Below are 12,942 nucleotides of genomic sequence, written 5' to 3'. Positions count from 1 at the left end.
GCGCCATTGCGTTGTAGTTCATATTACTCTTGTTTATGGGAGAAGTCAAGAGGGGAAGAACAGAAAATTTAATACAGTAACCTAAATCGTTACTGTTCACTGGTAATATTCCGCGAGATGTTTTTTGTGAACAAAGTTCACAGAAAACCCGAGAATTGCGGCGCGAAATCATGCGAATGCATGATTTCTGTGCATCGTGGAGCGGTTACTGGTCACGGAGTGAACAGTAACCTAAATCAGCCTTCCACACGCAAATTGCTGTACACAAATTCAGTGTAAGAGAGCCCGTAACCAAATGGGAAAAGGACCGGTACCTGTCTGGTGTCATAGTTTCATATCCGGGCGGTCATGTCCCTCCAGATCCTGAAAGTGATTCTGTCCGCCTACGAAGATTACGGTGTCGTAGCCGCCTTCTGCTGCCTTTTTCACAGCCCCGGCGCGGTATGCATTCTGTTTTTCCAGAATTTCCGGTGCAATGCCGCCATAGGACTGAATACGGTTGGCGTTGTCGCCGATCACAAGAACCTTTTTGGTCTTTTCCTAGGAAAGAGGGAGCTGGTTCTTTTCGTTTTTCAGAAGGATGATGGACTCGCGGGCCGCATCAAGAATTTTCTGACGATGCTCCGGAGTATTATAGGAGCCTGGCTTGCGCAGCATTTTCCTCTACACATCAAAGATTCTTCAGTATTGACATTTTGATATTAAAATGATATCATTTATACATCAACCAGTTCATACATATCTTTATGGTAAAGCAATGCATATACCAGTCAGGAGGTTTATTATGCAGGAAAAAGTTTTAAGCAGTAAGAAGAATGGTATGGCAATGATGATTCTCTTCATTTTGTTGTATGCGGCAGCAACAGCACTTGCTGTAATCGGTTCCATCTTTTACTGTATTCCAATGGCTGCAGTCGGATTCATCTGGTTATCTTTGGGATGGATTCCATTTCTTGGATTAAAGGTACTGAAACCCCAGGAGGCCCTGGTGCTTACTTTGTTCGGTAATTATGTGGGCACACTGAAGGATGATGGCTTTTATTGGGTAAATCCTTTTTGTACAGCAGTGAATCCGGCAGCTAAGACGAAATTAAATCAGAGCGGCGATGTGGATGGCGGTAATACTGCCAAATCAGTTTTGACATTAGCTGCGGCAGGCACTGGTGGATCTTCCAATAGCTCTTATGTAAGTAAGAAGATTTCCCTGAAAATCATGACGCTGAATAATAACCGTCAGAAGATCAATGACTGTCTGGGTAATCCTGTAGAAATTGGAATTGCGGTTATGTGGCGTGTGACAGATACTGCAAAGGCTGTTTTTAATGTTGATAACTATAAGGAATATCTTTCCCTGCAGTGTGACAGTGCCCTTCGTAATATTGTAAGAATTTATCCTTATGATGTGGCTCCGAATGTGGATACAACAGGGGATGGCGTTGCAGATGAGGGCAGCCTGCGTGGTTCCAGCGAAATTGTAGCCGTACGTATCCGGGATGAGATTCAGCAGAAGGTTGCGGAGGCTGGTCTTGAGATTATTGAGGCACGCATCACCTATCTGGCTTATGCTCCTGAAATTGCAGCTGTTATGCTGCAGAGACAGCAGGCTTCTGCTATTATTGATGCGAGAAAGATGATCGTAGATGGTGCTGTTGGCATGGTTGAAATGGCACTGGAACGGTTAAATGAGAATAATGTGGTTGAGCTTGACGAGGAGCGGAAAGCGGCCATGGTTTCTAATCTTCTCGTTGTACTGTGTGGCAATCACGATGCCCAGCCGGTGGTTAATTCCGGCAGTCTGTACTAATGGCAGACACCAGGCCAAAGAAACAGATTCCGCTCAGGCTTTCTGCAAAGCTTTATGATCAGATTGCCGCCTGGGCGGAGGATGATTTCCGCTCCGTCAACGGCCAGATCGAGTATCTGCTTACTGAATGCGTCCGGCAGCGTAAGAAGAACGGGAAATATGTTTCCGACACTATGGATGAGCCGCCGGAACTGGATATTGAGTGAATTATAGAATCAGGACCGCCCGTCCAACGGGCGGTTTGCTCTAGGGCTATAAGCCCTTGTTACCAGGCCAGCGTCTCAAGGCGCTGGCTTTCTCGTTGGTAAGATTAGCTTCAATATTCTCAAAACAGTTTCGAGTTTCACATTTGAAATCTTCAAATTGCCTGCTGATTTTCTCTTGTTAACATTATTCTCACCTTCTATATATTTAAGATAAAAAAGGGAATACATTTCTGCACTCCCTCTCGTCTGTACCGCCTTATTCCCACGGCGCTTTCATTATTTCTTTCGCTTCAAATAAATGTTTCATCCAATCCCCGGCAAGCTGTACCCAGGTTTCACATTCTGCCTGAATGCCGTAGCCATTGGGGCAGGCTGTTTCAGCAGTTGCAAGGCCCAGGCCATGACCTCCTACAGGATAGATATGTAATTCTGCCGGAATGTCCAGCGCATGAAGTGCCTGGAAGAACAGCAGGGAATTTTCTACCGGAACGGTGTCGTCCGGGGCAGTGTGCCACATGAATGTCGGTGGAGTATCTTTGGTTACATTGAATTCCAGTGACAGAAATCTGCGCTTCTCTTCATCTGCATAGTCTTCTCCAAGAACACACTCAAAGGAACCCTGATGCGCTTTTTCTCCAGAAGTAATTACCGGATAACTGAGCATAAGTCCATTAGGGCGAAATTTCTCAGCGTCCATTCCCAGGGCTTCCGCCACAAACGGTTTGTTCCAGAAAACACCAAGGCTTGCTGCCAGATGTCCACCGGCAGAGGAGCCTTGAACAACAATTTTCTCAGTATCAATATTCCATTTATCTGCATTCTCACGGAGCATTGCAACTGCTGTGGCCAGCTGCAGAAGTGCCTCCGGGAAACGCGCCGATGCAACGCTGTAGCGAAGGATTGCTGCATGATACCCCATTGCCATAAACTTAACAGCCAGTGCTTCAGCCTCTCTGTCCGATGTCATTGCGTATCCGCCACCCGGACAGATCAATACAACTGGTCTCCTTCTCTCTGGATCTATCTCCGGAGAATTATCCAGAAAATAGGTAAATAAGTTTGCTGTGAACTCAGAGTCTTTTAATTGGATTTCTATTTTTTCATGTATCATTGATGTAACCTCCCGTTATAAACATCCAGCAAATATTCTCAATCTGTCTCAGCCCTCGATTATTTCACTTCTATTCTAAATACAAAGGATTCAAAAAGCAAGCTGAATTTCCCTTATCATTTTCTCAATCCTTCATACTCTCCCACCCCACCGGCTTTGTCGGATTATACATTTCCCGAAATTCTGTAGGCGTACAGTTATTCATCAGCTTAAACATCCGAAGAAATGCCGAAAGGCTGGAAAACCCTGACTTAAATGCAACTTCCGTAACACTCACGCCCGGATCCTGAAGAAGAGTTTTGGCAAATTCAATCCTCTTCTGATTCAGATACTTGTAAAAGGTAGAATCTGTATACTGCTTAAACAAACGGGAAAAATGAAATTTACTGAAACCCGCCTGGGCCGCCACCCCTTCCAGACTCAGATCCTCTGTAAAATGATTATTAATATAATCCGTGATCAGAATAAATTTCTCCACATACTCCTTCTGCCGGCTGTTTACACCTGTTTCCTGCTGTCCGGCAGTATGCGCAGTCACATGCCCTCTCCCCACACAGGCGAGAATCTCCAGAAATTTCGACATAATGATTGTTTCCTGATAAGGTGCACCGCCAAAATATTCTTCCTTGATTTCCAGCATAAGTGTTTTCACCCGGTCATAAATCTGAGGATAACCCTCCGGCGTGATCAGAGTCACCGGATTAATGATCATCGTTAACAGATTCAGCTCTTTTGTGGAAATATGGCTGAGACAAGGCTGAAAAATAATCCGCTCCCCCTGTTCCGGTGCAAAAAGCTCATGAATCATACAGGGACCGATCAGCAGAATATCTCCTTCCCGCAAATAATAATCCTTTCCACCGCACAGTGCTCTATAACCATTCACGATGGGCATCAAAACTTCAAAAGAAGTATGCCAGTGCGGCGGATAGTTCTCATATTCATTATTATAATAGAGACAAATCTGTTCATCCTCCCGAAAATCCACTGTTTCGTAAATACCACTGAGTTTATGTATCATGCGATCACCTCTTGTTGTGTTTCGAAATATGTCGTTTTAACTCTCAAAAATTGTGTTTTTTGATATGTATATATTATAGCAAACATTTATTTTTTCAGCAATACTCCGTCATATTTTCATTTTGATTCGAAACTACCCTTCTATTTCATTGTATATTTTGCATAATTATTTGTATTTCAAATTATATATTTTAACATGTACATGTTTTCGTACAATTTTAAATAGCAATAATTAGGAGCTAAAGAACAAGAATTAGAAAGTAAACATCTCTAAACTCTGCTATAGTAAGAATTACCAAATACGAGACAACAAAATTTTAAAAGGAGGTTCACAATATGAACAAGAAACGAGCACTTTCAATATTAATGGCTGCAGCAATGGCAGCTGGAACACTGGTTACATCTGTACCGGTTTATGCTGATGATGTTGAAGAAATCACATGGATGTTCTGGGATGACCTGGAAGCTACGGAAGATCTTATTTCCAAAGGTTACAAAGAAGTCATTGATCGTTTCAACGAAGAGTACGATGGAAAATATCACGTAACTCCGATCACCACCAACCTGGAAGAGTACGATGGCAAGCTGAATGCGCTGATCGCAGCCGGACAGACACCGGACGTTTACATCTGTAACCCTGGTCCGAACATGGACGTATATGTAAATGCAGGCGCAGCAGCAGATCTTACAGATATTCTTGAAAACCAGGAAGCTGATTGGTACGCATCCTTTACAGATGGTATCTTCGAGAGAATGACCTATGACGGAAAGATCATGGCAGTTCCTACCAACTTCGCAGCAGCTTGTGTTTACTACAACACAGAGATGTTCGAGAGCGCTGGCGTTGAAGTTCCTACCACATACGATGAACTGATCGCTGCATGCCAGAAGCTTCAGGATGCCGGCTACACACCAATCTCCTGCTCCGCTGGTACAGCATGGTGCTTATCCATGATCGCCGGTTATCTGTGTGACCGTCAGGGCGTTGACCTTGCAGCAATCGCAGACCACACTGCTAACTGGACCGATGAGAACTGCATCGAAGCAGGTAACAAATTAAAAGAACTGTCCCAGTACTTCCAGGCTACAGCAGCCGGAGATTCCAACGACCAGGCTACAGCAGCTTTCTATAACGGCGAGGCAGCTATGCTGGTTCAGGGTTCCTGGGCAATCGCACAGATCAATGGTAACAACCCAGATTTCGAGTCCAAATGTGGTGTATTCCAGTTCCCTGGAATCGACGGTGCAAATGACCCGAACCGTATGATCGTTAAGACTGATAACCTTCTTATGAGCTCCACAACAGAGCATCAGGACGCAGTTATTGCTCTTATGAAAATGTTCACAGACGAGACAGCTCAGAAATACACAGCAGAAATCGGCGGCAAGTTCCCTATCATCAAAGACCTTGAAATCGACTACGACAAAGCTCCTGCACAGCTGAAATACGTTCAGGATGTCATGGCAAAGGCAACTGGTACATTCGGATTCTACAATGAGTCCCTTGCATCTGTAGAAGCTGGTGACTGCTTCGATAACGCAATGGTTGACATCTTCCTTGGAAACCAGACACCTGAAGAAGCATTCCAGACCGTACAGACATTCTATGAAGAGAACGTTTGGGAATAAATCCTCCCTTATAAAAAATAAGTTATAACCCCAGGCACATGGCTGCCGCGGAACGGACTAAGGCATGTTCCGCGGCAGTTTTTTACCTAAAGACTGACACACGCCAGAGATTTTTAAGCTGGCTCGTCTCACCAGACATTCGACGGAAGGAGATATTATGGATAAAATTCTGCGCGACAAAAAAGCCATTTTCGTATTTATCGCCCCGGCGCTGATCATGTTTCTTCTGGTCCTGATCATCCCGACAGTACAGATGGTTTACTACTCACTCTGCGATTACGCAGCACTTACACCCCCTAAATTTGTGGGATTAAAAAACTATAAGAAACTGTTTTTCGGTGACGCCACATTCCGTATTGCCCTGAAAAACTCCATCTTTTTCATGATCTTTTCAGCAGTTACACAGCAGATCTTCGGTCTTTTACTTGCTGTTATGCTGACCAACATCCCGAAAGGCCGCAACATTTTCAAGAACATTTATTATCTTCCATGCGTACTTTCCTCCGCAGCACTTGGACTTCTCTGGTCCTTCCTTTTCAATCCGAGAATTGGTATCAACAACCTGCTTGCCAAATTCGGAATAGAAGGTCCGCTGTGGTTAATGGACTCTACCGGATTTATTGTACTTCCTATGTGGGTTATCGCTTTTGTAGCCTTATGGCAGTACCTTGGTCAGAACATGATGCTTTATATGGCACAGATCACCGGAATTTCCCGTGATATCTATGAAGCTTCCTATATAGATGGTGCGTCAAAGGTAAAAGCATTCCGCTACATTACCCTTCCGCTGATCAAACCAATGATGATCACATCCCTTTCCCTGAACTGTATCGGTTCCCTGAAGTTCTTCGACCTGGTTTACAACATGACTCAGGGTGGTCCGAACCACAGAACAGAAGTCCTTGCAACTGAACTTTACGCAGAAGGCTTTAACTACTTCAAGTACGGCTATGCCAGTGCCATTTCCGTAGTTTTACTGGTGCTCTGCCTGCTGGTAACCCTTCTGGTAAAGAAAATCATCAAAGTAGAAACTTACGAGTCATAAGGAGGTGGGAAAATGAGCAACGTAAAAGTAAAAGCTCCGAAAAAGCCGGTGAAACCGGTGATCGTAGTAGTTTATATCCTGCTAGTGATCCTGGCAGTTGTTTATCTGGCTCCACTTCTGTGGATGTTATCTGTATCCCTGAAAGATAACGCTGGTGTTATGTCAGCACCATTTTCCCTGCCAGAGGTATTCCATTTTGAAAACTATCAGCAGGCATGGCAGATGGGAAAACTTGGCACAGCTCTTGCAAACTCCGTCATTGTCTGCGGCGCTACCCTGATCGTCAGCCTTTTCTTCGGCGCTATGGCAGCTTTTGCCATTGCCAGAATGCGCTGGAAATTATCAGAATTCATGCACACCTTTTTCCTTATCGGAATGATGGTTCCGGTACATTGTGTTCTGATTCCTCTGTTTGTAAGATTTGCAAAGCTTGGTCTTACCAACTCCCAGGGCGGATTGATGATTCCTTATATCACATTCTCCCTGCCCATGACCATTTTCCTGCTTACCGGATTTTTCCGCTCCATGCCAGGAGAAATGTTCGAGGCTGCTGCCATTGACGGCTGCGGAATTTATGGATGCTTTTTCCGGATCGCACTTCCGCTTTGCAGAACCGGCTTCTTCGTATCCGGTCTGATGACCTTCATCAACAACTGGAACGAGCTGCTTCTTGCCATGGTATTTATTTCCGATCCTATGAAAAAGACACTGCCCGTTACCCTGACCTACTTCGTTGGACCTTACGCAACCAACTATGTGCAGATGTTTGCCGCGATCATTATCGCAATCGCACCTACAGTCGTTGTTTACTCCCTGTTCAGTAACCAGATCGTGGAAGGTCTTACCACAGGTGCAGTTAAGGGCTGATATGGAGGAGACACACTATGAATAGAGAAGAGGCTCGAAAAAAAGCGACCGAACTGGTCAGCAAAATGACTTTAGAAGAAAAAGCAAGCCAGCTGCGCTATGACGCACCTGCGATCAAGCGTCTGGGAATCCCCGCCTACAACTGGTGGAATGAGGCGCTCCACGGAGTTGCCCGCGCCGGACAGGCTACTGTTTTTCCACAGGCCATCGGACTTGGCGCTACCTTTGACACCGAACTTCTTGGAAAAATTGCAGATACAGTAGCCACAGAAGGCCGCGCTAAATATAACGCTTATTCCAAAGAAGAAGACCGTGACATCTACAAAGGGCTCACATTTTGGTCTCCCAATGTAAATATTTTCCGTGATCCACGCTGGGGCCGCGGCCATGAAACTTACGGCGAAGATCCTTACCTTACCAAAGAGTTGGGAGTTTCTTTTGTAAAAGGACTCCAGGGCGACGGCGAGACTATGAAGGCCGCTGCCTGCGCCAAGCATTTCGCAGTTCACTCCGGACCAGAGGCGATCCGCCATGAATTTGACGCCATTGCTTCCCCAAAGGATATGGAGGAAACTTATCTTCCTGCATTTGAAGCTTTGACCAAAGAGGCAAATGTAGAAGGCTTCATGGGTGCCTACAACCGTACCAACGGCGAACCCTGCTGCGGAAGTCCCACACTTCAGAAAAAGCTCCGCGGCGACTGGGGCTTCCAGGGATATTTCGTTTCCGACTGCTGGGCTATCAAAGATTTCCACGAACACCATATGGTAACCAGCACACCAGCCGAATCCGCTGCCCTTGCACTGAACAACGGCTGTGATCTCAACTGTGGAAACACATATCTTCATATTTTGAAAGCTTATGAAAAAGGGCTGATCACCGAGGATACCATCACAGAATCCGCCATCCGCCTTTTTACCACCAGATATATGCTGGGATTGTTTGAAGAAACCGAATATGACAAGATTCCTTACTCAGAGGTGGAATCCCCAGCTCATCTGGCACTTTCCCAGAAAGCTGCCGAGGAGAGCTTCGTACTTCTGAAAAACAACGGAATCCTTCCTTTGCAAAAGGATAAGATCAAAACAGTTGGAATTGTAGGACCAAACGCAGACAGCCGGGCGGCTCTGGTTGGAAACTACCACGGCACCGCTTCCCGCTACTGCACCATCCAGGAGGGGCTTCAGGATTATCTTGGAAACGAGGTGCGCGTCCTTAGTTCTGTTGGCTGCGATCTTTTCCGCGACCGCACTGAGCACCTTGCTTTTACCCAGGACCGGCTTGCTGAGGCGAAGATCGTTGCAGCAAACAGTGATGTGGTGATCCTGTGCGTGGGACTTGATGAGACTCTGGAGGGCGAAGAGGGAGATACTGGAAACAGCTACGCTTCCGGCGATAAGGAGACTTTGCAGCTGCCTCAGGTTCAGCTGGATCTGATGGAAGCCATGGCGGAATCCGGCAAACCAGTGATCCTGTGTCTCATGGCAGGAAGTGATATCGATCTTTCTTATGCTGCTGAGCATTTCGACGCAGTGATGGTTCTCTGGTATCCAGGCGCCCAGGGCGGAAAAGCAGCTGCCAGGATTTTATTCGGCGACGTTTCCCCGTCCGGTAAATTGCCAGTAACCTTCTACGAGACCTTGGAAGAGCTTCCGGAATTCACCGATTATGCCATGAAGGGACGCACTTACCGCTATATGGAAAATAAGGCACAGTTCCCCTTTGGATATGGGTTGACTTATGGAAAGGTCACGGTAACGGATGCGGCTGTCAGCACGAATGACGAGCCATCAGTTACAGTTCAAGCCACAGTCACAAACCAGGGACACACCGCCACTCGCGATGTGATCCAGATATATATTAAAAATACCGATTCTCCACTTGCAGTAAGGAATCCAGAACTTGTAGCATTTACTCCTGTTTTTCTAAATGCAGGCGAAACCCAGACTATTAGTCTTACTATTTCTTCCAGGGCATTTACCGTTGTAGATGAAAATGGAATACGAAAAGAAGACGGAACTCATTTCCAGATTTTTGTTGGCTGTAGTCAGCCCGATGAAAGAAGTGTGGAACTTACAGGTGTGAAACCAGTAGAAATTGAATATTATAAATAAACCAGGGCTGCCATAAGGCAGCCCCCTTTTTCTTATTCAATAGTTCCCTGTCCATAATAAGCATTTGCACCATGTTTTCTATAGTAATGCTTATCCTGAAGCTCCTGCGGAGCAGGTTTCACATTCGGGTTGATCAGCTCGCAGCGGGAAGCCATCTTCGCAACCTCTTCCAGAACTACTGCATTATGTACTGCTTCATGAGCATCCTTACCCCAGGTGAAAGGACCATGGTTCTTGCAAAGAACTGCCGGAACTGCCTCATAATCTCTCTTCTTGAAATAATCCGCGATCAGGATACCGGTATTTTTCTCATAAGCATCCTCGATCTCGCTTTTGTTCAGGTTTCGGACACAGGGAACTTCACCATAGATATAATCTGCATGAGTGGTTCCATAGCAAGGGATTGCACGTCCGGCCTGCGCCCAGCTGGTAGCCCAGGAAGAATGGGTATGTACGATTCCGCCGATCTTCGGGAAAGAATTGTACAGAACTACATGGGTAGGTGTATCAGAGGAAGGGTTGTATTTTCCCTCTACTTTGTTGCCCTCCAGGTCAACAACTACCATATCTTCTGGTGTCAGCTTATCGTACTCTACGCCGCTTGGTTTGATAACGAAAAGCCCCTTCTCACGGTCGATTCCGCTTACATTTCCCCAGGTAAAAGTAACCAGACCGTATTTCGGCAGGTCCATATTTGCTTTGTAAACTTCTTCTTTTAATTTCTCAAGCATGGTTGTTTTCTCCTTTATGCATATAAAATATCAATTCCGCGCCCAGGCACCTGCGGACGAAACCGCCCTGCCGCCTGAACATTCTATTAAACGCTACTGCTCACGACCTTCACAGCAACTATTAAGTACAATATATCACTTGTATGGATGTATTTCCACTTGTATCTTATTTATTTTTCTATTGTCCGCACGCCCACAGCATCCCAATCATCTCCAAATACAGTTGCAAGCCGCGGGCATCACCGCTCCCGCTTCAAATGCATCTGCAAACAAGGCTTGTGCTGCCCGCGGCGGCCAACGCATCACTCATACAACGGAATCTCATACCCCCAGGATTTCCGAATCCCGTCCATGATCTCCATCACCCGCACTGTCTCATCATGAGGCATTTCCGGGCACTCTTTTTCACCTGCTGCAATGGCTCTTGCGCAAGCCTCCACCTCGTACTCATAACCAGTGATCTGCGCTGGCGGCAGGTAAGATGCCACTTCTTTATGTTCATGATCGAATACGGTAATCTTCTCCGGATTATTGATATTCAATACCTGAATATACCCTTTTGTTCCAAAAATGCTTCCCACTCTGTCAGAAACCTCACTGGCTCCGCACTGCAAAGTCGCCATCCGCTCTTCCTCGAAAACCATGGCAATGGTATCCAGAATATCCACACCATCACGGAAAATAGCAGTTGCCTGCACATCCTTTAACTTGTCCCCAAGGACCATGCTGGCAAAATTAATGGTATAAACGCCTACGTCCAACAGTGCGCCACCTGCCAGCTCCGGCTTGCGGATACGCTCCACCTCGCTGATGGTATAATTCAGATTGGCAGTAACGGAAGTTACTTCGCCTATCACACCGCTTTCAATGATATCGCCTATCATCTTCCGCGACGGCATATATCTGGTCCAGATTGCCTCTGTGATCAGAAGGTTTTTCTCTTTTGCCAGGGCAAAAAGCTTTCTCGCCTGATCTGCATTTACCGTAAAAGCCTTCTCACAGAGCACATTTTTCCCAGCCTCCAGGCACATCTTTGCATGAAGGTAATGATGGGAATGAGGGGTTGCAATGTAAACCAGATCCACCTGCGGGTCTGCCAGCATTTCCTCATAAGAACCATAAGCCTTGGAAATGCCATGCTTCTGGGCAAAAGCCTGTGCCCGTTCCAGGCTTCTGGCTGCCACCGCATAATTCTCCACATCCTTCATTCCAGCTACCGTTTTCGCCATCTGAACTGCAATACCACCAGCTCCAAGAATTCCAATTTTCATTTATGTAAACCACCTTTCTAAAAAACTTTCTTCCATATACAACGCCAGAGCCTGTTTGAAAAATCATTTCTGCAATCTGTACGCAGCCGCAAACTCTACAATTGCGTAAGGCTCGCCGCCTTCCGTAGAAAGCGCCACTGTAACCTTCCCTTCTTCCTGTTTCACCGCCGGATAAAAAACATCTCCCAGCAGTGCCTGCTTCTTATATTCCGCCCTCATCTGGCAGATCACAAATCCCTCCGGCAGATAATCTGCTGCCATACGGATATACTGACAATTATTGACATGATGATGGGTGTCCAGATGGTGCTTCTGGATAGCAAAAGGTTCTTCTGCATGCATTCCCACTGGCAATGCGATCTTGCGGGGTGCGTAATCCATATCCAGCTTTTCATCCAGTACATACCCTCTGGTATCTTCGTCTGTGAGTCTTGCCGGAAGGCCGGTCTTGGTGTCAATATTTGTCCAGATACTATTGGCATAGGACAAAAGCCCGCCAGCTTCTGTGGTCAGGGTAAAATTACGCATTCCCAGAAAGCCCTTAAATCCATATGGGGCAGTGGTTGCCACAATGGTCTCGCCCATCTTCGGGTATCGGTTCACTACAATCTGCCAGGCGGACAGCACCCAGGCTCTCTGACGCGCTTCCAGCACTTCCATTCCCTGCCCGATTTCCTCAGACTGGAAGGTGCAGCAATCCTGATAATAATCCTGGATCCCAGGCAAAGTCAGGCAGCCATTTTCTCCTATTTCACTGTATCTTACACGGCCTTTAAAGCTGTAACTCATGTTATGTCAATCTCCTTCGTGCTTACTTTTATTTCCATCGCTCCGCGTAAATTGCGCCCTAAGCGGACTTCTTTTTACCGTCTGATTTCTTCACTCCCTGCATTTGCGCAACGCGAAAATGTCTCCGCGACGGGAACCGCGATTTTTACTTCATTATATAACAAATCAGTCAATAATGATATGAAAATGTAGAAAATTTTTGTAAGATTTTACTTGCCTCCACGCCTTAAACCATGTACAATAAAGGCATAAAAACAAAACAGCAAACGCTTATATATGTCCATAATCCGGTTGGACGTTTCTACCAACTACCCTAATAGTTGTCTATAAGCTGCATACGACGAGGTGTGCAGGT

At 46.0% G+C, this 12,942-nt stretch carries 12 protein-coding genes and 1 riboswitch; of the genes, 6 read left to right on the top strand and 6 right to left on the bottom strand.

Annotation, left to right across the window (positions count from 1 at the left end):
• Positions 1-324: 324 nt before the first annotated feature.
• Positions 325-519, bottom strand: coding sequence for a hypothetical protein (locus ACTQ50_RS04715; protein WP_441483188.1), 195 nt, complete (start codon positions 517-519; stop codon positions 325-327).
• Positions 520-784: 265 nt separating this feature from the next.
• Here ACTQ50_RS04715 and ACTQ50_RS04710 point away from each other — a divergent pair, with 265 nt between their 5' ends.
• Together ACTQ50_RS04710 and ACTQ50_RS04705 are read left to right on the top strand one after the other, a co-directional pair.
• The gene (locus tag ACTQ50_RS04710; protein WP_441483187.1) at positions 785-1,804 is read left to right on the top strand and encodes an SPFH domain-containing protein; all 1,020 of its coding nucleotides are present in this window, start codon (positions 785-787) and stop codon (positions 1,802-1,804) included.
• On the top strand, positions 1,804-2,010 hold the full coding sequence (locus tag ACTQ50_RS04705) for a TA system antitoxin ParD family protein (RefSeq protein WP_026649632.1): 207 nt from the start codon (positions 1,804-1,806) through the stop codon (positions 2,008-2,010). Before ACTQ50_RS04710 ends, ACTQ50_RS04705 begins: the two co-directional genes overlap by 1 nt.
• Positions 2,011-2,266: 256 nt before the next feature.
• Here the strand turns inward: ACTQ50_RS04705 and ACTQ50_RS04700 are convergent, their stop codons facing one another.
• Together ACTQ50_RS04700 and ACTQ50_RS04695 are read right to left on the bottom strand one after the other, a co-directional pair.
• Positions 2,267-3,121 carry an alpha/beta hydrolase gene (locus ACTQ50_RS04700; protein WP_441483186.1) on the bottom strand — a complete coding sequence of 285 codons (855 nt, stop codon included), beginning with the start codon at positions 3,119-3,121 and terminating at the stop codon, positions 2,267-2,269.
• 124 nt (positions 3,122-3,245) lie between these two features.
• Positions 3,246-4,142 (bottom strand): helix-turn-helix domain-containing protein, encoded by an 897-nt coding sequence (locus ACTQ50_RS04695; RefSeq protein ID WP_226822255.1) that lies wholly within the window; start codon positions 4,140-4,142, stop codon positions 3,246-3,248.
• A gap of 335 nt (positions 4,143-4,477) precedes the next feature.
• Between ACTQ50_RS04695 and ACTQ50_RS04690 the strand changes: the two genes are divergently transcribed.
• The 4 genes from ACTQ50_RS04690 to ACTQ50_RS04675 all read left to right on the top strand — a co-directional run bounded on the left by ACTQ50_RS04690 (position 4,478) and on the right by ACTQ50_RS04675 (position 9,796).
• Positions 4,478-5,770, top strand: a complete 1,293-nt coding sequence (locus ACTQ50_RS04690; RefSeq protein ID WP_226822257.1) for an ABC transporter substrate-binding protein — start codon at positions 4,478-4,480, stop codon at positions 5,768-5,770.
• A 157-nt stretch (positions 5,771-5,927) separates the two neighbouring features.
• Entirely contained in the window at positions 5,928-6,815 is an 888-nt protein-coding gene (locus ACTQ50_RS04685) for a carbohydrate ABC transporter permease (RefSeq protein ID WP_226822258.1), read from the top strand.
• Between the two features lie 12 nt (positions 6,816-6,827).
• Positions 6,828-7,682, top strand: coding sequence for a carbohydrate ABC transporter permease (locus ACTQ50_RS04680; protein ID WP_441483185.1), 855 nt, complete (start codon positions 6,828-6,830; stop codon positions 7,680-7,682).
• 17 nt (positions 7,683-7,699) lie between these two features.
• Complete coding sequence (locus ACTQ50_RS04675; RefSeq protein ID WP_441483184.1) at positions 7,700-9,796, top strand: glycoside hydrolase family 3 C-terminal domain-containing protein; 2,097 nt, start codon at positions 7,700-7,702, stop codon at positions 9,794-9,796.
• 32 nt (positions 9,797-9,828) lie between these two features.
• Here the strand turns inward: ACTQ50_RS04675 and ACTQ50_RS04670 are convergent, their stop codons facing one another.
• The 3 genes from ACTQ50_RS04670 to ACTQ50_RS04660 form a co-directional block, all read right to left on the bottom strand.
• Positions 9,829-10,527 (bottom strand): L-ribulose-5-phosphate 4-epimerase, encoded by a 699-nt coding sequence (locus tag ACTQ50_RS04670; RefSeq protein ID WP_226822883.1) that lies wholly within the window; start codon positions 10,525-10,527, stop codon positions 9,829-9,831.
• 302 nt (positions 10,528-10,829) lie between these two features.
• Complete coding sequence (locus tag ACTQ50_RS04665; RefSeq protein ID WP_441483183.1) at positions 10,830-11,798, bottom strand: Gfo/Idh/MocA family protein; 969 nt, start codon at positions 11,796-11,798, stop codon at positions 10,830-10,832.
• A 63-nt stretch (positions 11,799-11,861) separates the two neighbouring features.
• Complete coding sequence (locus ACTQ50_RS04660; protein WP_441483182.1) at positions 11,862-12,587, bottom strand: acyl-[acyl-carrier-protein] thioesterase; 726 nt, start codon at positions 12,585-12,587, stop codon at positions 11,862-11,864.
• 250 nt (positions 12,588-12,837) lie between these two features.
• Positions 12,838-12,934: riboswitch (purine riboswitch) on the top strand.
• Positions 12,935-12,942 lie beyond the last annotated feature (8 nt).

This window comes from Blautia sp. Sow4_E7, from assembly GCF_052116245.1.
Classification (GTDB): domain Bacteria; phylum Bacillota; class Clostridia; order Lachnospirales; family Lachnospiraceae; genus Blautia_A.
The sequence above is the reverse complement of the archived record's forward strand: the minus strand, read 5'-3'. Positions and strand labels throughout refer to the sequence as shown.